This is a genomic window from Chelatococcus sp. HY11, assembly GCF_018398335.1.
Lineage (GTDB): Bacteria > Pseudomonadota > Alphaproteobacteria > Rhizobiales > Beijerinckiaceae > Chelatococcus.
This window is the reverse complement of record NZ_JAHBRX010000001.1, coordinates 3,340,235-3,360,144: the sequence shown is the minus strand read 5'-3', so window position 1 is coordinate 3,360,144 and position 19,910 is coordinate 3,340,235. Positions and strand designations below refer to the sequence as shown.

The following is a 19,910-nucleotide window of genomic DNA, read 5'->3' as shown; positions in this document are numbered from 1 at the left end:
GGTTGCCCTCACGGCCCTGGAGCACGCTGCGGAAAAGTGGCAACGGCTTTTCGCAGGAAGCACGCGCCGAAGAATAGATCACGCCGCGCCGCTTAAACCGGTTTAAATGGGCGGAATCGTGGCTACCGCCTGCGACTGCGGACGGTGCTCAACCCGCCCCACGCGCATGCGCTCAAGTTCGCGCCTCTGCTGGCGCACGACCTTGCGGTGCTTGCCCTGGGCCGCCCAGACGACAACGCCGCCGATGACGACGCCAAGCATGACGCACAGGAACAGCGCGACGAACAGCGGCATTTCGAGGCTTGCCATCGGCTGGTCAGGGGAGAACGGATCGAGCGACACCCGGACGATGCCGCGATTGGCGACAGACAGGAGCACGACGATCAGGGCAAGCGGCAGGAGCACGAGAGCCTTCAGAAACCGCTTCATCGTGAAGCCTCCTGTCGCATCGGAGCATTTTCAAGCGAAAGGCGCATCGGTTCGCGCAACGAAAATGCCAAAACCATAGGGAGTGGATGTTCCGGTCCGATGGGACCGGGCTTTCTCTCCAAGACGGGCTTTCTCTCCAAGAATCGATTCTCTCACGGAATCGACTCTCCCAAGAATCGGTGTTCCGCCGCTCAACGCAACATCATGCCCGTGCGCGTGCGGCGCCACGGCTGCGGGTGGTTGGGGTGCCGCCATTGAGCCGCTGGCGCATCTCCTTGCCAGTCTTGAACACGGGAATCATCTTTTCCGCGACCGAGACGGTCTCGCCTGTGCGCGGATTACGTCCGACGCGGGCATCGCGCTTCTTCACCGAGAAGGCTCCGAAGCCGCGCAACTCCACCCGGTCACCACGGGCCAGGGCCCGCGTGATCTCGTCCAGGATGGCGTTTACGATGTTCTCGACATCTCGTTGGTAGAGATGCGGGTTTTGCTCAGCAATGAGCAGCACCAGTTCCGACTTGATCATGTGCCCCGCTTAGTCCTTGAAAAATCACTATTTTTCGAGTGCAGGGTGCCAGAGGGCGAGAAGCCCGTCAAGGCGGTGAGCGGCTAATTGATTGTCAAGACGGTCAAAAATCGCCGCAATATTAGTCAAGCCCACGCCCTGCGCGCCGATCGCCATTGCACTCCACAGTCCGAAGGTTCCGTCCGATCCGGAGCGTTTCCACTCGCGCACGGGAAGATCCCGGGCGACTTTCTTGTCCTGTTCCAGCCAACGAATAGCCTCGCGCCGGTCGCCGATCTGATCGATGAGGCCGAGTTCCGCCGCCTGATGGCCCGTGAACACGCGCCCGTCGGCAACCACGGTCAGCTGCGTCTCATCGAACTTGCGCCGTTCACGCACCAACCGCTTGAACCAGGCGTAGCTGTCGGCGATGAGGGATTCGAGGGCAGCGCGCGCGGCCGGGGAGGTCGGCTCGAATCCGTTGGGCGCGGCCTTCAGGGGGCTGGACTTCACCTCTTCCATCTTCACCCCGAGGGTGTTGAGCAGCCCCTCGACGTTCGGATACTGCATCAGCACGCCGATCGAACCGACGAGGGATGTCTCCAGCGCCACGATGCGGTCCGTGCCGATGGCCGCTATGTAGCCGCCGGAAGCCGCAAGCCCGCCGACGACAGCCACGGTCGGTTTCTTCGCCGACAGTTCGCGGAGCGCGTTATAGACCCTTTCCGCGCCGGAGGTCGTGCCGCCCGGGCTGGAGATCTCGACAAGCACGGCCCGCACGGCCCGGCTGTTGCCGACATCGCGAATGAGGTTGAGCGTGCGCTCATCGCCGCTGATGAAGCCGGACAGGGATATCCGCGCGATCTGCGCCTGACCGTCGCTCACCTTGTCGCGGAAGGCCCAGGCAACCGCCCCGACCGCGAGAATGAGCACCAGGAACACCGCCGCGCGCCACCAGGTCAGCTTGCGCCGGAGACGCTTGCGATCGACAAGAAGATCGGCCTCGAAGGACATCGGCAAGGTTCCTCAGCAACGCGGATGGCATGCGATGCCGTCTGATTTAGTCCCCGGGGGCCGAACCGGCAAGGCTTCAGGCAGCCGCGACGGCGCGTTGACGATCGAGCGCGATCAGGGCAAGGCCGCTCGCGACGGACCGGAAGGCGTCGCCCACATGGATGCGCTCACGTCCGAAGCGCCTGTCGAACAGGGCGCGGACGCTTGGCACGTGCGAGGTGCCGCCCGTGATGAAGACGGCCTCGATAGCCTCGGGAGCGATGCCCGCGCGCGCCAGCGCCTCATCGAGAGCGCCCTCGATCGCGGCGACATCGTCGGCGATCCAGCGGTCGAAATCGGCCCGCTTAATCGTCGCCTCGATCTTCACGTCAATTTCGTTGAAGGACAGGACCGCCTCGTCCGCCGATGACAGGGCGATCTTGGCGGCCGACACCGCCCGGTAGAGGGCATAGCCAAGGTCATACTCGATGACGGCCAGGAGGTCCTCCAGCTTGGCGGGGTCCTCGGAATCCCTGATCAGCGCCTTGAGCTCGGCCATGGTCTCCCGGCTCTTCATCAGGGACAGGCGGTGCCATTGCGCGAAGGCGGCATGGTAGTGCGCCGGCACCGGCAGCCATTTGTCGAAGGAGCGGTATCGCGTGTTCTTGCCAAGCCGCGGTGAAACGGCGTGCTCGATGATCCGGTAGTCGAAGCTGTCCCCCGCGACGCCCACACCGGCATGGGAAAGCGGAATGGCCTTGAGCCGCCCGGCATCGCCGCCCGGCTCGAAGCGCATGACCGAGAAGTCGCTCGTGCCGCCGCCGAAGTCGGCGACGAGCATCGTCTCGGGCCGTGTGAGGTCGCGCGCGTACCAGTAAGCGGCGCCCAGTGGCTCATAGGCATAGTCCACCTTCGCCATGCCGCCGGCCGCATAGGCGGCTGTGAGGCGACGCAGCGCGAGCTCCTCGTCGGGCCGGTCGCCCGCGAATACGACCGGACGTCCGGAAACGAGGGGCAGAGTGTCGAGGCCCTGGAGGTTGGCCGTGAGGTCCCCGAGAAAGACGCCGATCAACTCCTCCAGCCGGTAGAGCTTGCCGAAGAGGCGCGTGTCCTGGAAGGCGCGGCTGGACAGGTGGGTCTTGAGCGACTGGAGGAAGCGATGCTCGCTCGTCATGTCGATCGCCATGTTGAGCGCGTCCGGCCCGCTGGCATGACGGATCGTGCTCGCCGGCGGACGTCCCTCGCGCCAGAACATCAGGGCCGAACGATAGGCGTCCACCGGGCCGGCATGTGTGGGAAAGCTGCGGGTGGTGACGCGCCCATCGGGGTGAGCCAGCGCGACGACGCTGTTCGTGGTGCCGAAATCGATGCCGATGGCGGCGACTTCGCCCTCGATCATATCAACTGGGGCATTCGCGGCGATTGTCACGTCTGGGCTCCTGAGGCAGATAGAAAAACCCGCGCGGATCGCTCCGCGCGGGTCGTTTTCTTTGAAAGGCCGCGAGCTTCGCGGCCTTGTGATCACTTCTTCTCGTTGGCGCGCTTGAGGGCGGCCCCGAGGATGTCGCCGAGCGAGGCGCCCGAGTCGGACGAACCATACTGAGCGATGGCTTCCTTCTCCTCGGCCACTTCCAGCGCCTTGATGGACAGCTGGATGCGGCGCGCCTTGCGGTCGAACTGGACCACGCGGGCATCCACCTTCTCGCCGGCGGCGAAACGCTCCGGACGCTGGTCGCCACGCTCGCGAGCGAGCTCGGCGCGACGGATGAAGGAGGTCATGTCGGTATCGACGATCTTCACCTCGATGCCGCTGTCCTTCACCTCGAGAACCTCGCAGGTGACGATGGCGCCCTTCTTGAGCTCGCCGGCATCGGCGAAGGGGTCACCCTCGAGCTGCTTGATGCCGAGCGAGATGCGCTCCTTCTCCACATCGACGTCCAGAACGACGGCGCGAACGACGTCGCCCTTCTTGAACTCTTCGATGACCTGCTCGCCCGGACGGTTCCAGTCGAGGTCGGTGAGATGGACCATGCCGTCCACGTCGCCGTCGAGACCAATGAACAGACCGAACTCGGTCTTGTTCTTGACCTCGCCTTCGACGGTTGCGCCGGCCGGGAACTTCTCGGCGAAGGCTTCCCACGGGTTTTGCAGGGTCTGCTTGAGACCGAGCGAGATGCGGCGCTTGACCGGATCGACCTCGAGGATCTGCACTTCGACTTCCTGGGAGGTCGAGACGATCTTGCCGGGATGGACGTTCTTCTTCGTCCAGGACATCTCGGAGACGTGAATGAGGCCCTCGATCCCCGGCTCCAGCTCCACGAAGGCGCCGTAGTCGGTGATGTTGGTCACGCGGCCCTTGAAGCGCGCCTCGAGCGGATAGCGGGTGGCGATGCCTTCCCACGGATCGGCCAGAAGCTGCTTGATGCCCAGCGAGATGCGGTGCGTCTCGTGGTTGATCTTGATGATCTTGACCTTGACCGACTGGCCGATGGTGACGACGTCGGTCGGGTGGTTGACGCGGCGCCATGCCATGTCGGTGACATGGAGCAGGCCGTCGATGCCGCCGAGATCAACGAACGCACCATACTCGGTGATGTTCTTGACCACGCCCTCGATGACCTGACCCTCTTCGAGGTTGGCCACGAGCTCGGAGCGGGCCTCGGCGCGGGTCTCCTCGAGGACGGTACGGCGCGACACGACGATATTGCCGCGACGGCGATCCATCTTGAGGATCTGGAAGGGCTGCGGCTGACCGATCAGCGGGGTGACGTCGCGCACGGGGCGGATGTCGACCTGGCTGCGCGGCAGGAAGGCGACGGCGCCGTCGAGATCGACGGTGTAACCACCCTTGACCTGGTTGAAGATGACGCCCGTGACCTTCTCGTTGGCCTCGAAGGCCTTCTCGAGCTTGACCCAGCTCTCTTCACGGCGAGCCTTGTCACGCGAAATGACGGCTTCACCGAGCGCATTCTCGACGCGCTCCAGATAAACCTCGACCTCGTCCCCCACCTTGAGGGTCTGGTCGCGGCCGGGGCCCGTGAATTCCTTGAGCGCGACGCGGCCTTCGGTCTTCAGGCCGATGTCGATGACGGCCACGTCCTTCTCGATGGCGACGACGATGCCCTTGACGACGCTGCCCTCGTGAGACTCGTGCTCACCAAAGGACTCTTCGAGAAGCGCCGCGAAATCCTCGCGGGACGGGGCGTGATTGACGGAAACGGACATTCGTTCTCCACTGCCAGTGTACCGGCGTACAGGTTGCGTTCCGCTCCTCGACCTCGGCCGCGCACGGCTTGGCGAGCCATGCGACTTTCGTCACGCATCGCCGCGGTCAGGCCGACTCTGTCAGGCCAATGGCGCGAGGCAAAAACGGACGAGCCGGCACATCGAACCGATGGTCGGGAACGTCTGGTATGTCCGTGCGATCCCGCCCGGAGGCGATTTTCGCAACAAGATGTTGGATCTTGGAACACGGAAAGGGCGCGGTATGACGCACCCTGACGCGCTGCCAAAAAAGATGCAGCGTCTTGCTGGACGGCAAAGCTATATAAGAGGCACGGGGGACTCCGCAAGGCCCCCGTGCGTCCAAAGATCGCACAAAATCGAGAGAAATGGCGGTTTCTGAGGTCGAAAACCGGCCTTTTCGCGCTTATTGGCGAATGAAGGTGAAATAGCCCGGCGTTCGGCCTTCCCGCAGGGCTTTCGCTTCATACCGTGTCCCGGGCCATCCCGCCCACGGCCTGCGCCAGTCGTCGGGCCCCTCTGCCGCCCATGCGAAGTCGGCCGAGCGCAGGATGCGGGCCAGCGTCCAGGCGGCGTAATCGTCGATATCCGTCGCGAAGCAGAACGCCGCGCCTGGTTTCAGGACGCGCGCGAGCGCCTTCAGGGTTGCGTCGGAGACGAAGCGCCGCTTGCGATGCCGCCGCTTTGGCCAGGGATCGGGATAAAGCAGGAAGGCGCGTCCGACGCTGGCTTCGCCCAGGCGCGGCAGAAGGAGCGCGGCGTCCTCGTCGAACAGGCGGATATTGTCGAGCCCGCGTTCCTCGACGCCCGCTAACAACTTGGCCATGCCGTTGATGAAGGGTTCGCAGCCGATAAAGCCGATATCGCGGTTGGCCTCCGCCCGCGTCAGCAGATGTTCGCCTCCCCCGAAGCCGATCTCGAGCCAGAGATCGTCCATCGGCCGGCCGAATACATCCTCCGGGGGCGGGAGCGGTCCTTCGGGCACCATGAGATGCGGCAGCAGCACGTCCATGAGTTCGGACTGATGCTCGCGCAGTTTGTGCCCCACCCGGCGGCCCCAGAATGCGCCGCGTCTTTCCTCGGTCTCGATCATAACGGTCTCGTCACCGTCGCGTGGGACGGCCCCAAAAATGGCAATGGCCGGGCGAACCCGGCCAATCCCGCCTCATGGCAATGTCCTGCACATCACACAAGGTTTGGATATCACACCAGCGCGTTGCGGATGTCCTTCGCGATATCCGTGCGCTCCCAGGAGAAGCCGCCATCGGCTTCGGCTGGCCGGCCGAAATGGCCATAGGCCGCGGTCCGCGCATAGATCGGGCGGTTCAGCGCCAGATGCTCGCGGATGCCGCGCGGGGACAGATCCATGACCTCGAGCAGAACCTTCTCGAGCTTGGCCTCGTCGACCTGGCCGGTACCATGCAGGTCCACATAGAGCGAGAGCGGCTTCGAGACGCCGATGGCGTAGGACACCTGGATGGTGCAGCGATCAGCGAGCTCGGCCGCAACCACGTTCTTCGCCAGGTAGCGCGCCGCGTAGGCGGCGGAACGATCCACCTTCGTCGGGTCCTTGCCGGAGAAGGCGCCGCCGCCGTGCGGCGCGGCACCGCCATAGGTGTCCACGATGATCTTGCGGCCCGTGAGGCCACAGTCACCATCCGGGCCGCCGATGACGAACTTGCCGGTGGGATTGACGTGCCAGACCGTCTCGCCGGTGATCCAGTTCTCGGGCAGCGCCGAGCGGATATAGGGTTCGACGATGTGGCGGACGTCGTGGGAAGTCAGCGCCTCGTCGAGATGCTGCGTCGACAGCACGATCTGCGTGACGCCGGTCGGCTTGCCGTCCTCGTAGCGAACCGTGACCTGGCTCTTGGCATCCGGCCCCAGCGCCCCGGTCTCGCCCGAGCGGCGGGCGTCGGACAGGGTCTTGAGGATGCGATGCGCGTAATAGATCGGCGCGGGCATCAGTTCCGGGGTCTCGCGGCAGGCATAGCCGAACATGATGCCCTGGTCGCCGGCGCCTTCATCCTTGTTGCCGGCGGAATCGACGCCGACGGCGATGTCTGCGGACTGGGCGTGGAGGAGGACGTCGATGTCCGCCTTCTCCCAGTGGAAGCCGTCCTGTTCATAGCCGATGTCGCGGATGGCAAGCCGCGCCAGATGGGCAAGGTAGTCCTTCGTCAGGCTTTCCGGCCCGCGGACCTCACCGGCGATGACGACGCGGTTGGTGGTCGCGAGCGTCTCGCATGCCACGCGCGCTTCGGGCAGCGCGGCGAGGTAAGCATCGACGATGGTGTCGGAAATGCGATCGCAGACCTTGTCCGGATGGCCTTCGGAAACGGATTCGCTCGTGAAAAGATAATTCTGGCGAGGCACAGTCAACCCTCTCTCGGCGCGAGCCGTTGCGCTGCTCGCAGATGCGGGAGTTGTGACAGCCCGGCCGCGCTGGGTCAAGGTGGAAGACAGGAATCGTTCGATAAAAAGAACGGAACGATACGCTTTATTCCGGTTGCGCGTCGTCGCCCGCGAGCGTCGTGACCAGATCCACAATGCGTCTGCGGACTTTAGGGTCGCGGATGCGGACAAAGGCTTTCGTCAGTTGCACGCCTTCGGTGGTCGATAAAAAGTCCGCGACATAGGCGGTGGAAGGCGCTTCCGCAAAGCCGCCCTCTCCGTTTGCGGGAACGGGGGCATCCGTGAAAAAGAAGTCCACCGGCACGCCCAGCACCTGGGATATCTGCTGGAGGCGACTGGCACCTATGCGATTGGTGCCCTTCTCATATTTCTGGACCTGCTGGAAAGTGAGGCTGAGCGCCTCGCCGAGCTTTTCCTGGCTCATCCCCACCAACATGCGCTGCATGCGCACACGGCTACCGACATGCTTGTCGATGGGATTGGGAGTTTTCTTCACGCGCTAATCTCCGTCGCCCAGATGGCACCCACCATGATCCGAAGCCGCGACCTCCATACGTCGCGGCGCTCACACTAGATCATCTCCCGAAAAAGAGGGAGCGGCTTTTTCCAGTGTGTAATCGTTAAATATTTGATTTTGAGCAGCTTGTTGCCCAGTAGCCAGCTTTTTGAGGGCTATGTGCCCTTGGTTGCCCGGCGGGGCCGTAGCGAGAGGATCAAAATCGCTGCGCACCATATAAGCGGAAACGCGACAAATACATTGCTGAATTGCGCATAAGGTGTCGAGGAGAGTGCGACAGGCAGGCGCGCGTCCACGACGCCCTCCTGACCCAGCCCGAGCGACGCGGTGGTTCGGCCGTAGGGGTCGATGACCGCGGAGATTCCAGTATTCGCTGCCCGTATCAGTGGCAGACCTTGCTCGATAGCCCTGAGGCGGGCCTGCGCGAAATGCTGGTAGGGGCCAGCAGTCATCCCGAACCAGGCGTCATTGGTGAGGTTCAGGAGCAGGGAAGGGCGCGTTCCCGCTGGAATGACATCCTCGGGGAATATCGCCTCATAGCAGATAAGCGGCGCCGTCTCGGGCAGGCCGGGCACGGCGAGGGGGACGCTCTTCTCTCCGGCCGCGAAGGTGCCCGGCACCTCGACGAATTGTCGAAGACCGAAACGCTCCAGCAAACCGCCGAACGGAAGGTATTCGCCGAAGGGAACGAGATGCACCTTGTCGTAGGTCGCGCGCAAAGTTCCCTGTCCGTCGACCACCTGGATACTGTTGTAAATGCGATAGTTCTCGCCTGGCAGGCGGTCGTCGGCGCGTGCCGCCCCGGTGATCAGGATGCGCTCCGGGCCGAGCACCGCGCCGATCTGCGCCAGAGCCGCCGGTTCCCGCTCCAGCAGGAAGGGAAAGGCGGATTCCGGCCAGATGATGTGGGTTGGCTCGCCAAGTGCTTCGGTGATAGGCCGCCGGGTCACGGTGAAATAGTGGTCGAGAATGGCCTGGGCGCGATCGCGCCGGAATTTCTCGTCCTGCGGCACATTGGGCTGCATGATCCGCAGCACGATGCCGGGCACGGTCGCCACATCCTGCCGGGGGATCCGCGCGAGCCCGTAGGCGCCAATGCCGGCGAGCGTGACGAGCGCGACGAGCGACGGCCCGATGCGGCGACTGAGGGAGCCCTGGTCGACCAGGGTCGCCGGGCTCGCGAGGCATGCGGCCGCAAGGAAGGTCAGGCCCCACAGGCCGATGACCGAGGCGATCTGGCCCATGACGGGCGTGGCGGCGATTTCCGGCCCCTGGGCGAGCGCCATGCCGAGGACGTTCCAGGGAAAGCCCGTGAGGATGTGGCCGCGCAGCCACTCCACGAGCGTCAACGCAGCCGCCAGGGTAATGATGCGCGCGGGTCCGGGCGACCATAAGGTGCGCGCCAGTGCAAAGCCCAGCGCGAAGAAGATCCCGAGCCCGGCCGGAAGACCGAGCACACCGAGCGGCAACGCCCAGAGAAATTCGTCAGCCTGAACGAAGAACGCGGCTCCGAGCCACCAGAGCCCCGCCACGAAATAGCCGAAGCCAAACCACCAGCCGTCCGAGGCCGCCCCCCGCACACTCCGCCAATAGGGCTCCCCCCGGCCGGCACGGCCATCAAGAAGCCAGATTGCGGTCGAGAGCGAGACGATAAGAACCGGCCACAGGCCGATCGGTGGCATGGCGAGGGCACCGATGGCGCCGGCAATCCAGGCGATCGCCCGCCGGGACCAGCCGCGCGCCGCCCCGGCACGCTGGGCAACAGTTGCGGCCGACGCTGCGATCACGCTGCGGTATCGGAGCGGGGCGGCTTCACGGCATCTGATGTGGATCCGTCAGCCAGGGGAACGGGCTCCGCGGAGCTTGTCGCCGTGTCTGCGACCGCGCGCCGATGGATACGGACGCGCTTGACGCGGCGCGGATCGGCATCCAGCACCTCGAAGGTCAGCTGCTCCGGCCCGTCGACGGTCTCGCCCTGGGTCGGGACGCGCCCTGCCATCGTCACGATCAGTCCGCCGATGGTATCGACGTCCTCGGCCGTATCCGCGGCTTCGAGATCGATGCCAATGGCGGTGGAGACCTCTTCCAGCCCAGCGCGGGCATCGACGATGAAGGTGTCGCCCTCGCTGGCTTCGATCTGCGGATCCTCATCGTCGTCATGCTCGTCGGCGATGTCACCCACGATCATCTCGACGAGATCCTCCATGGAAACGAGGCCGTCGGTACCACCGTACTCGTCGATCACCAGCGCCATATGCGTGCGGGTTGCCTGCATCTTCACGAGCAGGTCCATCGCCGGCATGGACGGCGGCACGAACAGCACAGGGCGCAGGATCTTTGCGGAGGCAAGGGGAGCCGAGAGGTCGATGGCGAGGCGCACCATGGCGATCTTGGCGCGGTTGGGCGCCTGCGCTTCGGTCCGGCCGGCGAGATAATCGACGAAATCGCGGATATGGACCATTCCGCGCGGGTCATCGAGCGTTTCGCCATAGACGGGAATGCGGGAATGGCCGGCCGTGCGAAACAGGTTCAGCACCTCGGCGAGGCTCGCTTCGGCGTGGATGGCAACGATATCGGATCGCGGCACCATTGCGTCATCGACACGCATCTCGCGAAGGTCGAGGACGTTCTTAAGGAGCGAGCGCTCCTGGGGATTGAAGTCGCCACCCGGCCCGGTGGCTTCCAGGGCATCAGCGAGGCCCTCGCGAATGGACGGGGTGTTTCTCAGGCCGATACCGGCGAGCAGCCGGTCTATCCAACGTTCACTGGGGGGTTCCCGGTGCGCCGGACCATCGTCCTGTCCCGTACTTCGGTCGTCACTCATGGCCTCTTTCATCGCTCCATCAAACATCAGGTGGTTCCGTATAAGGATCGGCAATGCCGATCCTTGCAAGCGCGGCAACTTCCCGCGCCTCCATGGCCTCGGCTTCCGCCTCGTCCAGATGATCCTCACCCAGCAGGTGCAGTATACCGTGAATGACGAGATGACACAGATGGTCGCTCACCGTCTTGTCATCGGTCGCCGCTTCGCGGGCAATCGTCTCCGCGGCCAGCACGATATCGCCCAGATGCGAACTTTCGCCGACGGCATCGGGCTCGGCGGCGGGGAAGGACAGCACGTTGGTCGGCTTGTCGAAGCCGCGCCACTGGCGGTTGAGCTCACGGATATGTGCGTCGTCCGTCAAGACGATGCTGACCTCGGCTCCCTTGGCCGGCTTAACCGGGGCCTCGGCCAGCGCCGCCGTTACGGCCCGCCGGATCAGCGCCGCGACCGGCAGGGCTGACCAGTCGCCGGCTTCGACGGCGACATCCACCACAAGCCCCTCCACGACGAGGCCGTCGTCGAGAGGGATGGCCCCGTCGTCGATCCCGTCATCCGCCACGGGCGGGGTGTGCTGTTCAGGGCGAGCGGTCAACGCCTGCGGTCCTCCTGGCCGGCTTCACGCAGCCGGGATGTCTCTTCCTCATAGGCCTTGACGATGCGTTTCACCAGTTCATGGCGGACGACGTCACCTTCCCGAAAGCGAATATGGCCCACGCCCTCAACTTTTGACAGGAGGCGCACCGCCTCCACCAGGCCCGAGCTCTGGCCCGGCGGCAGGTCGATCTGTGTGGGGTCGCCGGTGACGATCATGCGCGAGCCTTCGCCAAGGCGCGTCAGGAACATCTTCATCTGCATAGCGGTGCAGTTCTGTGCCTCATCCAGAAGGATGGCGGCGTTGGTAAGCGTGCGCCCACGCATGAAGGCAAGCGGCGCGATCTCGATGAGCCCGGTCGACAGCCCGCGCTCCACCAGCCGCGCCTCCATGAAATCATACAGCGCATCATAGACGGGCCTGAGATAGGGATCGACCTTCTCGCGCATGTCGCCCGGCAGGAAGCCGAGACGCTCGCCGGCCTCCACCGCCGGTCGCGACAGGATGATCCGCTCGACGAGGCCTTGCTCGAGCAGGGACACCGCGTGGCCCACCGCGAGCCAGGTCTTGCCTGTACCGGCGGGACCTTCCGCGAACACCAGCTCATGCCGGCGCAATGCCCTGAGGTAGATGTCCTGCGCCGCGTTGCGCGCCTTCACCGAGCCGCGCTTGCGTGTGACGATCTGCTCGAAGCCACCCGGCCGAGGCTCCGCGTCGGTTTCCTCCTGCGGAAAGAGGAAGCCTTGCTGGGCGCTTTCCTCGATCGCGCCGTCGACGTCGCCGAGCGTGATCTGCGTTCCCGCCTTCACGCGCTGCGCCAAACTTTCCAGCACATGGCGAACCCGTTCGGTGAGATCCGGCGGGCCCTTGATGACGACATGGTTGCCGTTGGCGGTCGCACGGACATCAAGCCGGCGCTCGATATGGGCGAGGTTCTGGTCATAGTGGCCGAAGACGAGGCTGGCTGTGCGGTTGTCATCCAGGGTTACAAGAATTTCGTCGGCCTCGCCGCCGCCGGTGTCAGGCGCGCCACCGGGGCGGCCGAGGACAAGTGGATCAGCGACTGCACGTCCCCGCGGCACGCGTTGCGACACGTCATCCCCTCCCTTGAATGCCTTCTCCGGCACCTGCCTGACGTCACGGCTCACAATGCGCCTGCCCTCTCCCTGGTCGGGGTGGCCATGGCGCCAATCGGCCGGCCGAACAGGCTGTTCGGGCCGGTCTCGGTGATCTCGACGGTGACGATATCGCCGATCGCGACGTTCTCCGCCTCGAACTGCACGGCCTGCAGATAGGGCGATTTGCCGGCCATCTGGCCGGGATGGCGTCCCTGGCGCTCGACAAGGATGTCGGTGACGAGCCCGACCGTCGACCGGTTGAAGGCGCGGCGGCTGTCATCGAGCTCGGCCTGCAGGATGGCGAGGCGCTCGGATTTCAAGGCTTCCGTCAGCTGGCCGTCGCGATCGGCGGCGGGGGTGCCGGGGCGCGGGCTGTACTTGAACGAATAGGCGCTGGCGAAGCCGATATCGCGGATGAGCCGCATCGTATCCTCGAAATCGGCATCGGTTTCGCCTGGAAAGCCGACGATGAAATCCGAGGACAGGGCGATGTCGGGTCGTGCCTCGCGGACACGGTCGATGATACGGCGGTATTCGTCGCCATCGTGCTGACGGTTCATGGCCGCGAGGATGCGGTCGGAGCCGGACTGCACGGGCAGATGGAGATACGGCATCAGCGCCGGCAGGTCGCGATGGGCGGCGATCAGGGATGTGTCCATGTCGCGCGGGTGGCTGGTGGTATAGCGCAGGCGCGCCACGCCGGGCATCTCCGCGAGCCGCTCCAGCAGCATGCCGAGCGTCCATGCGCGGCCGTCCGGCCCTTCGCCGTGATAGGCATTGACGTTCTGGCCGATGAGAGTCAGCTCGCGCACGCCCGCGTCGACCAGCTGCTCGGCCTCGGCCAGGATCTTGACGACGGGGCGCGACATCTCGGCGCCACGCGTATAGGGCACCACGCAGAAGGTGCAGAACTTGTCGCAGCCCTCCTGTACCGTCAGGAAGGCGGAAACCCCGCGGGCGCGGGTGACGGCGCGCGGGGCGGCGGGCAGGTGGTCGAATTTGTCTTCCGCCGGAAACTCGGTCTCGACGACCTTCTCGCCGCTGCGGCTGCGCGCGATGAGGCCTGGGAGATGGTGATAGCTCTGTGGCCCGACGACGAGATCGACGACGGGCGCGCGGCGCGTGATTTCGGCCCCCTCGGCCTGGGCGACACAGCCGGCGACGACGATCGACGTGTCTTGCCCCCGGGTCGCGCGCTCACCCTTGAGCTCACGCAGGCGGCCGAGTTCGGAATAGACCTTTTCCGCAGCCTTCTCGCGGATGTGGCAGGTGTTGAGGACCACGAGATCGGCATCCTCCGCCGTCTCGACCTCGACATAGCCTTCCGGGCGCAGAACGTCCGCCATACGCTTGGCGTCATAGACGTTCATCTGGCAGCCGTAGGACTTGATGAAAACTTTCTTCACGTCGCTCATTCGTTCAGATGCTAGCACGCGGTTCGCGGATCGGTCAGGAGAAAGTAAGGCTCGCTTGTCCGTCAATGCGTCGGTCGAGCCAGCTGGGGCGCCGGATCGCGCGGCGAATGTCATTCCGCCCCTTGATCAGTCATCCCTGACCAGCCAGCTCACCCTGTCGCATTCGGGTATCGCGTCACCCTTCTCCTCAATGCCATTCAGCCCCTGTTTAAGCCGCCAGGCGGCCAGAGGAAATAGGCCGCGCATGACAATTGCGCCAATACGCGCGCATCACGTCAGGCCGCGGGCGGCTCGCGCCGCCCGCATCGCGGCACGAACCTGCATCTCCGCGAGCCGTGTCGCGGCCTTGCGGTCGGTTGCCGCATCGACAGTAATGGGCTCGCCCCATGTCAGTATCACGTCGATCGGCGCGCCTTTCAGGATCGCGCCGAGGTGCGGGGCGAGATCCATGTCGCCGTACCAGGCGATGTCGGCCTGGTCCGCGTCGCTCAGGGGCAAACCGCCGCGCCTGGCATAGGTGATGGTGAGGGGCTGCAGGCTGACCGGCGCCTCGCCGCCGTTCGTCAGCGTGTCGCGCACAGCGCCGACCAGCGAGGAACGGAACGGCAGAATGCGGATGCCGTCCCCCGTCGTGCCCTCCGGAAACAGCACGACAGCGTCGCCGCGGCCGAGCCGGGATGCCACCATGGTGTTCGTCGTGGCCGTCGCGGCGCGACGGGTGCGATCAATGAAGACGGTGCGCTGCAGCCGGGCCAGGAGGCCCACCACGGGCCAGGTTCCGACCTCCGCCTTGGCGATGAAGGAAACGGGCGCGGCCGCCGAGATCACCGGGATGTCCAGCCAGGACACATGGTTGGCGACGATGAGGGCCGCGCTGTTCTTCACCCGCTCGCCGCGAACCACCAGGCGTACGCCGAGGATGCGGCAGAGCATGCGGTGATAGACCTGGGGAATGATCTTGGCGGCGCGCGGGCTCGTTCTCACGGCCGCCCACTGCAGCGGAATGCCGACGAGGGTCATCGGCGCGATCATCGCCAGCCGCAGAACCTGCTTGGGGTGGGGGGGCTTCATCGGCCGGGTGGTCTCCGTCAGGACGACGAGCGCCGCATCAGCTGCGCCGCGACGCGCCGTCCGTCCGGCTTCACATAGTAGCTTTCGCGCCGTCCGGTGTGGAGAAAATCAAACGCCTCGTAAAGGGCGATCGCCGGCCTGTTGCCTTCCTCCACCTCGAGGAAGATGTCGGTGACGCCGCGCGCCATGATCCGGCCGAGATGGGCCGCCAGGAGCGTCTTGCCAAAACCCTTGCCATGGTGGCGCCGCGCGATCACGACCGTCAGGATCTCGGCCTCGTCGAGAACCGCGCGCGACAACGCAAAGCCGCTCGGCTGGCGATCACGCCCCAGAAAGAGCCCGTCACCGACGATCATGGGGTCGATGATCATGGCTTCGAGATCCGCGGCGCTCCACGGCCGCGCGAAGGCTTCCGCATGCAGCACGGCCATCGCGCGGGCGTGGTCCGGTCGCAGGGGGATGACATGGGCGTCGGAAGGAGGTCTCCACAAACGGTCGAAGATCATTGCGGAGCGGGCTGCCTCGGGATCTGCGCCGCTGTCTGGGGCTTGGCATCCGCCGGGCGCAGATAGAAGGGCTTGGGCAGGGCGGTTGCCGGATCGGCGGTGAGGCCAAGGCGCGCGACCCAGGAGATATCGGGAGCCATGTTCACGCCCTCTGTCGAGACTTCGACGCCGAGCGCGCGCGCATCCGCGGCGACAAGGCCGGCCCCGGAACCGACCAGCACGGCCGGGCCGGCGCCAAGGGCGCGGGCCGCGTCGCGGATCGAGATATGGCGGGCGTTGACAACGCTGCGTCCGCCCGGCGCGACAGCTTGGAAAAAGACATGTCCGTGCCGGGCATCAATCGCGGCGCCGACCAGACGCTGCTGGCCGCTCGCCACGAGGGGAGCGGCGAAAGCCGTCAGCGTCGTGACGCCGACAACCGGGATCTTCGCGGCGAGGCCGATGGCACGCGCCGCAGCGATGCCAACGCGGATACCGGTGAAGCTGCCCGGGCCGATGCTGACGGCGACACGGTCGAGGCTCTTGAAGCCACCATCAACCCGCGCCATGACCCGCTCCACCAGCGGCAACAGAGCTTCCGCGTGGCCGCGTTCCATGGCGAGAGACTCGGCCGATAGAGGCGCCGCCGCATTGTCCTGCTGCACGCAGGCAGCGCACACCCCGAGCGCGGTGTCGATGGCAAGAATACGCAAACCTGGCAGCCTTTCCGCCCTTGAGAGCAGGCACCGTCCATGGCAGCGCCCGCTTGTATCAATCCTGTGTCGTCATCACATGGCGTTGCCGTCAAACCGCCTGGACCTCACGCACATCCGGCAGGAAGTGTTTCAGCAGATTCTGGATGCCATGGCGCAATGTGGCGGTGGACGAAGGGCAACCCGAGCACGCGCCCTTCATGGCGAGATAGACCACGCCGTCGCGGAAGCCGCGGAAGGTGATGTCGCCCCCGTCGCCGGCGACAGCCGGGCGGATGCGTGTTTCCAGAAGCTCCTTGATCGTCTCGACGGTCTCGGCGTCTTCCTCCGCGAAGAATTCCTCGGCGGTATCGAAGTCCTCCTCCGCGTCAGACCGCAGCAGCGGCTCGCCGGACATGAAATGTTCCATGATGGCGCCGAGGATGGCGGGCTTCAGATGCTGCCATTCGCCGTCGTTTTTGGTCACCGTTACGAAATCGGAACCGAAGAACACGCCCGACACACCGTCGATGGCGAACAGCCTCTCCGCCAGCGGCGAACGCTCCGCGCCTGTGCGATCAGGCAGGTCCAAAGGCTCGCCCGTCTTGACGTCGCGGCCGGGAAGGAACTTGAGGGTCGCCGGATTAGGCGTCGCCTCGGTCTGGATGAACATGCGGTCTCTCCTCACGCAGCCGGTTCAAGGCCGGCGGTGTCGGTCAAGCAGTCAGGCCGTCTCGACAGACGGCCCATAACATTATGCCATATCCGTCACAGTCCGAATTAGACGAAATTGGCTCAGTCGGCGAGTGTGATGTGGCGACGCGGCCAATGTTAATCAATGCGGACGAAGGGCGAGCCGGCTGCGCGATCGCCTGTGGTGGGACGGAGCGCCAGCAGATCGAGCATCATCAGCTCCTCGTCGCGATAGTCGCCGGGGCCGAGCTTGAGCGCACGGCGCTCCAGCCCATAGGGAGTGAAGCCGCGCGACACGTAAAGCGCGCGGGCGCCCGGATTGTCCGCGGCCACCGACAGATGCAGGATTTCGAGGCCTTCTTGGGCCACGGCATGCGCGATCAGTCCGTCGATCAGAGCGGCCGCGAGCCCGCGCCGACGCCAGGCTTCGCGGACATAGACGCCCCAGATGAGGCCCTTGTGCAGCTGTTTGACGGATCCCGCCACCATCAGTCCCGCCATCGCGACAAGGTCCTCGCGCCCAGCGAGGGCGCCTTGCGTAAAAGAGCCGAAGATGATGCTCGGCGGCTGGATTGGGATGCGCGCGGCGAGTGTGTCATCCGACAGGTCTGCCCAGTCGGCGGCCACCGCGCCGAAGGAGCCGGGATTGAGAGACAGCGCTTCCACCCGTATGGCGCGGAAGGCAGGCCCGTCGCTCCGCATGAGGGGGCGTAGGATGGGCGCAGGCGGCGTGGGGCTCATCGCGATGAGCCCCGCTGGCGCATCGCTCCGTCAGGCGAGCGCATCGATTTCATCCGTGCTGAGATGCCCTGGCACAATGGCGACCGGCACGGGAAAGCTCGCCGCGGCGCGGGAAGCGAGCGCCGAGACGAGCGGTCCTGGTCCGTCGCTGCCGGTGCCGGCCGCCAGCACCAGCAAGGCGATGTCCTCGTCGTCGTCGATGAAGGTTACGAGTTCGTCCGCGAGCACGCCGATCCGCGTGGCGCATTCCGGCTCCAGCCCGACCATGCCACGCACATAGGCCGCGGCCTTTTCGAGCGCGGCGGCCGCGTCGTCCTCGGCTTCGGCGCGCATCACATCGCCGACACCAAGCCAGTCCTGCATGTCCGCTTCTGGCTTGATGCACAGCAGGACGAGCGAAACGCCGGTGCGCACAGCACGTCGGGCCGCGAAATGGATCGCGCGCTCGCATTCCGGCGTATCGTCGACGATAGCCAGGAACTTGGCATGATGGCCGGCTTCATAGGCGCGTCGCGGTTTACCCATGGATCTCTCCGAGGAACGCTTCGGGGCGATGATGCTGGCAGGCTGGATCACGGCGAGCAAGAGGTCTTGATAAGCGTCGCTGGGGTGAGAGAAATTTCAGGAGCGCGGGTTCGCGCAAGCCGCGTTCCTCGCATTACTGCACGTCTCGAATCGCCGAAAGCGGGGCTGGATGTCTCATTCATGGAGAGCGAGCGGCAGTACGTCGCGGCGGCACGGCTGGCACCGCACCGTTCCGCGCGAGGACCGGCACAGCCATTTCGTCGGTATGCCGGCTTATTCGTCCTCGCCGAAGCGGGACGTCACGAGGCTGGTGATGGCCGCCAGGCAGGCCTCAGCATCGTCGCCCTTGGCGGTCACGAAAATTGTCGTGCCCTGGGCGGCGGCAAGGATCAGCAGGCCCATGATGGAGCGCCCGCCGACGGTTTCGCCGCAGCGTGTCACGGTGACGTCGGACTCGAAGGCATCGACGGTCTGCACGAATTTGGCGGAGGCGCGGGCATGCAGCCCCTTGCGATTGGTGATCGCCAATTCACGCACCAAGGCGCCGGGCGGTGGCACGAACGGCTCACAATCCTCCACGTCGTCAGTGGTGCTCATGTCGCGCTCTTGGCTCTCATCGCGTTCAGGCGCTCACTTTCCTGCCAGAACGCGGCTTGCCACGTTGATGTATTTCCGGCCGGCGTCCTGGGCCTGGAGGACCGCCTCCTGGAGCGGCAGCTCGTCCCGGACGCTGACAAGCTTGATCAGCATCGGCAGATTGATACCGGCGACCACTTCGACCTGGCGACCACCCATGACTGAAATCGCGAGATTGGATGGGGTTCCACCGAACATGTCGGTCAGAACCACCACACCGTCGCCAGTGTCGACATTGTCGACCGCGGCGACAATGTCACGCCGACGCGCTTCCATATCGTCGTCCGGACCGATCGTGACGGTCTCGACTTGCGTTTGCGGGCCGACAACATGCTCCAACGCCGCACGGAATTCCGTGGCGAGGCAGCCGTGCGTCACGAGCACTAAACCGATCATTCAGCAACCTTGCGGCACCCCCATAGTGGGGAGCGCTCATTTTGTGCATTGCGGCGGCAAGTGCAAGTGCAATACGTCTAAGTCTTCATCATTTCGTCATCAACAAAGCCTGAAAAGGCATGCTGAGTCATCAAAAAGTCCAATATGTCAGGGCTTATTGCTGCACTGCCACATAAGCTTAGCCTTGGCAGCACAATCCCGCAGATATCCGCCCGTTGCGCCGCCGGATCGGGCATCCGCGCAGGGTACGCCTTCTCGCAGTCCACAACCAGTCGGACGATGCAGGCCGGTTCAAAGGCAACCTTCACAATTCCGATGCTTCGAACCTCCAGCATCCCGGCGATCCGAGGGGGAACTTCCGCGATAATGCGCCCGCCCGTCGGGGTCAGCTTGACCCGGTCATCCGCGACGAGTGCGGCAAAACGTCCGTCCCTCCGCGCATCCGCCACAAGTCGACGTGCGAGCGTCGATTTACCCGATCCCGAGGGTCCCCGGATGAGGACTCCGCACTCGCCGACGACGACGCAGGATGCATGGACAGTTGCCCGGCCGGAGTGGCCCGCTTCCGGGTGTTCCGCATCCGGGTTGGAATTTCTTGAAGGATCAGGGGGCCTCATCGC

Annotated in this window: 22 protein-coding genes; all 22 read right to left on the bottom strand. The window is 65.0% G+C overall.

From position 1 onward, the window contains the following. Positions 1-102: 102 nt before the first annotated feature. The 22 genes from KIO74_RS15320 to KIO74_RS32235 all read right to left on the bottom strand — a co-directional run bounded on the left by KIO74_RS15320 (position 103) and on the right by KIO74_RS32235 (position 19,907). Positions 103-429 (bottom strand): lipopolysaccharide assembly protein LapA domain-containing protein, encoded by a 327-nt coding sequence (locus KIO74_RS15320; RefSeq protein WP_213332695.1) that lies wholly within the window; start codon positions 427-429, stop codon positions 103-105. A gap of 202 nt (positions 430-631) precedes the next feature. Beyond that, positions 632-955 carry an integration host factor subunit beta gene (ihfB, locus tag KIO74_RS15315; protein WP_213332694.1) on the bottom strand — a complete coding sequence of 108 codons (324 nt, stop codon included), beginning with the start codon at positions 953-955 and terminating at the stop codon, positions 632-634. A 27-nt stretch (positions 956-982) separates the two neighbouring features. Continuing rightward, positions 983-1,948: a signal peptide peptidase SppA gene (gene sppA, locus KIO74_RS15310; protein ID WP_213332693.1), complete on the bottom strand. Its 966-nt coding sequence runs from the start codon at positions 1,946-1,948 to the stop codon at positions 983-985. A gap of 76 nt (positions 1,949-2,024) precedes the next feature. Beyond that, the gene (locus tag KIO74_RS15305) at positions 2,025-3,356 is read right to left on the bottom strand and encodes an Hsp70 family protein (protein ID WP_291979705.1); all 1,332 of its coding nucleotides are present in this window, start codon (positions 3,354-3,356) and stop codon (positions 2,025-2,027) included. Positions 3,357-3,448: 92 nt separating this feature from the next. Continuing rightward, positions 3,449-5,152: a 30S ribosomal protein S1 gene (gene rpsA / locus KIO74_RS15300; protein ID WP_213332692.1), complete on the bottom strand. Its 1,704-nt coding sequence runs from the start codon at positions 5,150-5,152 to the stop codon at positions 3,449-3,451. 424 nt (positions 5,153-5,576) lie between these two features. Next, the gene (gene trmB / locus KIO74_RS15295) at positions 5,577-6,263 is read right to left on the bottom strand and encodes a tRNA (guanine(46)-N(7))-methyltransferase TrmB (RefSeq protein WP_213332691.1); all 687 of its coding nucleotides are present in this window, start codon (positions 6,261-6,263) and stop codon (positions 5,577-5,579) included. 110 nt (positions 6,264-6,373) lie between these two features. Next, a complete protein-coding gene (metK, locus tag KIO74_RS15290) occupies positions 6,374-7,546 on the bottom strand; it encodes a methionine adenosyltransferase (RefSeq protein ID WP_213332690.1) in 1,173 nt (390 codons plus the stop codon). A gap of 124 nt (positions 7,547-7,670) precedes the next feature. Beyond that, the gene (locus KIO74_RS15285; protein WP_213335393.1) at positions 7,671-8,030 is read right to left on the bottom strand and encodes a helix-turn-helix domain-containing protein; all 360 of its coding nucleotides are present in this window, start codon (positions 8,028-8,030) and stop codon (positions 7,671-7,673) included. Positions 8,031-8,257: 227 nt separating this feature from the next. Then, on the bottom strand, positions 8,258-9,889 hold the full coding sequence (gene lnt / locus KIO74_RS15280) for an apolipoprotein N-acyltransferase (protein WP_291979707.1): 1,632 nt from the start codon (positions 9,887-9,889) through the stop codon (positions 8,258-8,260). Then, the gene (locus KIO74_RS15275; protein ID WP_213332689.1) at positions 9,886-10,926 is read right to left on the bottom strand and encodes a hemolysin family protein; all 1,041 of its coding nucleotides are present in this window, start codon (positions 10,924-10,926) and stop codon (positions 9,886-9,888) included. Before KIO74_RS15275 ends, lnt begins: the two co-directional genes overlap by 4 nt. Positions 10,927-10,945: 19 nt before the next feature. After that, positions 10,946-11,485 (bottom strand): rRNA maturation RNase YbeY, encoded by a 540-nt coding sequence (gene ybeY, locus KIO74_RS15270; protein WP_213335373.1) that lies wholly within the window; start codon positions 11,483-11,485, stop codon positions 10,946-10,948. Between the two features lie 29 nt (positions 11,486-11,514). After that, positions 11,515-12,600, bottom strand: a complete 1,086-nt coding sequence (locus KIO74_RS15265) for a PhoH family protein (RefSeq protein ID WP_502762113.1) — start codon at positions 12,598-12,600, stop codon at positions 11,515-11,517. Positions 12,601-12,662: 62 nt separating this feature from the next. Next, entirely contained in the window at positions 12,663-14,042 is a 1,380-nt protein-coding gene (miaB, locus tag KIO74_RS15260) for a tRNA (N6-isopentenyl adenosine(37)-C2)-methylthiotransferase MiaB (RefSeq protein ID WP_213332688.1), read from the bottom strand. A 279-nt stretch (positions 14,043-14,321) separates the two neighbouring features. Beyond that, a complete protein-coding gene (locus KIO74_RS15255) occupies positions 14,322-15,122 on the bottom strand; it encodes a lysophospholipid acyltransferase family protein (protein WP_213332687.1) in 801 nt (266 codons plus the stop codon). Between the two features lie 17 nt (positions 15,123-15,139). Next, complete coding sequence (locus KIO74_RS15250) at positions 15,140-15,628, bottom strand: GNAT family N-acetyltransferase (RefSeq protein WP_213332686.1); 489 nt, start codon at positions 15,626-15,628, stop codon at positions 15,140-15,142. Next, entirely contained in the window at positions 15,625-16,320 is a 696-nt protein-coding gene (gene tsaB, locus KIO74_RS15245; protein ID WP_213332685.1) for a tRNA (adenosine(37)-N6)-threonylcarbamoyltransferase complex dimerization subunit type 1 TsaB, read from the bottom strand. The genes KIO74_RS15250 and tsaB overlap by 4 nt, the downstream gene beginning before the upstream one ends. A 91-nt stretch (positions 16,321-16,411) precedes the next feature. Continuing rightward, positions 16,412-16,972, bottom strand: a complete 561-nt coding sequence (locus KIO74_RS15240) for a NifU family protein (protein ID WP_213332684.1) — start codon at positions 16,970-16,972, stop codon at positions 16,412-16,414. Between the two features lie 158 nt (positions 16,973-17,130). Continuing rightward, positions 17,131-17,733, bottom strand: a complete 603-nt coding sequence (locus KIO74_RS15235) for a GNAT family N-acetyltransferase (protein ID WP_213332683.1) — start codon at positions 17,731-17,733, stop codon at positions 17,131-17,133. A gap of 30 nt (positions 17,734-17,763) precedes the next feature. After that, positions 17,764-18,258, bottom strand: coding sequence for a universal stress protein (locus KIO74_RS15230; protein WP_213332682.1), 495 nt, complete (start codon positions 18,256-18,258; stop codon positions 17,764-17,766). 273 nt (positions 18,259-18,531) lie between these two features. Further along, entirely contained in the window at positions 18,532-18,855 is a 324-nt protein-coding gene (locus KIO74_RS15225; protein ID WP_213332681.1) for an HPr family phosphocarrier protein, read from the bottom strand. Between the two features lie 33 nt (positions 18,856-18,888). Then, positions 18,889-19,290, bottom strand: a complete 402-nt coding sequence (locus KIO74_RS15220; protein ID WP_213332680.1) for a PTS sugar transporter subunit IIA — start codon at positions 19,288-19,290, stop codon at positions 18,889-18,891. Positions 19,291-19,367: 77 nt separating this feature from the next. Next, positions 19,368-19,907, bottom strand: a complete 540-nt coding sequence (locus KIO74_RS32235) for an HPr kinase/phosphorylase (protein WP_213332679.1) — start codon at positions 19,905-19,907, stop codon at positions 19,368-19,370. Positions 19,908-19,910 lie beyond the last annotated feature (3 nt).

What these genes read in the sequence shown, in the direction of transcription:
- KIO74_RS15320 (WP_213332695.1), bottom strand. Translation starts at nt 429, where the DNA reads ATGAAGCGGTTTCTGAAGGCTCTCGTGCTCCTGCCGCTTGCCCTGATC.
- ihfB (WP_213332694.1), bottom strand. Translation starts at nt 955, where the DNA reads ATGATCAAGTCGGAACTGGTGCTGCTCATTGCTGAGCAAAACCCGCAT.
- sppA (WP_213332693.1), bottom strand. Translation starts at nt 1,948, where the DNA reads ATGTCCTTCGAGGCCGATCTTCTTGTCGATCGCAAGCGTCTCCGGCGC.
- rpsA (WP_213332692.1), bottom strand. Translation starts at nt 5,152, where the DNA reads ATGTCCGTTTCCGTCAATCACGCCCCGTCCCGCGAGGATTTCGCGGCG.
- trmB (WP_213332691.1), bottom strand. Translation starts at nt 6,263, where the DNA reads ATGATCGAGACCGAGGAAAGACGCGGCGCATTCTGGGGCCGCCGGGTG.
- KIO74_RS15285 (WP_213335393.1), bottom strand. Translation starts at nt 8,030, where the DNA reads ATGCAGCGCATGTTGGTGGGGATGAGCCAGGAAAAGCTCGGCGAGGCG.
- KIO74_RS15275 (WP_213332689.1), bottom strand. Translation starts at nt 10,926, where the DNA reads ATGAGTGACGACCGAAGTACGGGACAGGACGATGGTCCGGCGCACCGG.
- KIO74_RS15255 (WP_213332687.1), bottom strand. Translation starts at nt 15,122, where the DNA reads ATGAAGCCCCCCCACCCCAAGCAGGTTCTGCGGCTGGCGATGATCGCG.
- KIO74_RS15250 (WP_213332686.1), bottom strand. Translation starts at nt 15,628, where the DNA reads ATGATCTTCGACCGTTTGTGGAGACCTCCTTCCGACGCCCATGTCATC.
- KIO74_RS15240 (WP_213332684.1), bottom strand. Translation starts at nt 16,972, where the DNA reads ATGTTCATCCAGACCGAGGCGACGCCTAATCCGGCGACCCTCAAGTTC.
- KIO74_RS15235 (WP_213332683.1), bottom strand. Translation starts at nt 17,733, where the DNA reads ATGAGCCCCACGCCGCCTGCGCCCATCCTACGCCCCCTCATGCGGAGC.
- KIO74_RS15230 (WP_213332682.1), bottom strand. Translation starts at nt 18,258, where the DNA reads ATGGGTAAACCGCGACGCGCCTATGAAGCCGGCCATCATGCCAAGTTC.
- KIO74_RS15225 (WP_213332681.1), bottom strand. Translation starts at nt 18,855, where the DNA reads ATGAGCACCACTGACGACGTGGAGGATTGTGAGCCGTTCGTGCCACCG.
- KIO74_RS15220 (WP_213332680.1), bottom strand. Translation starts at nt 19,290, where the DNA reads ATGATCGGTTTAGTGCTCGTGACGCACGGCTGCCTCGCCACGGAATTC.
- KIO74_RS32235 (WP_213332679.1), bottom strand. Translation starts at nt 19,907, where the DNA reads ATGAGGCCCCCTGATCCTTCAAGAAATTCCAACCCGGATGCGGAACAC.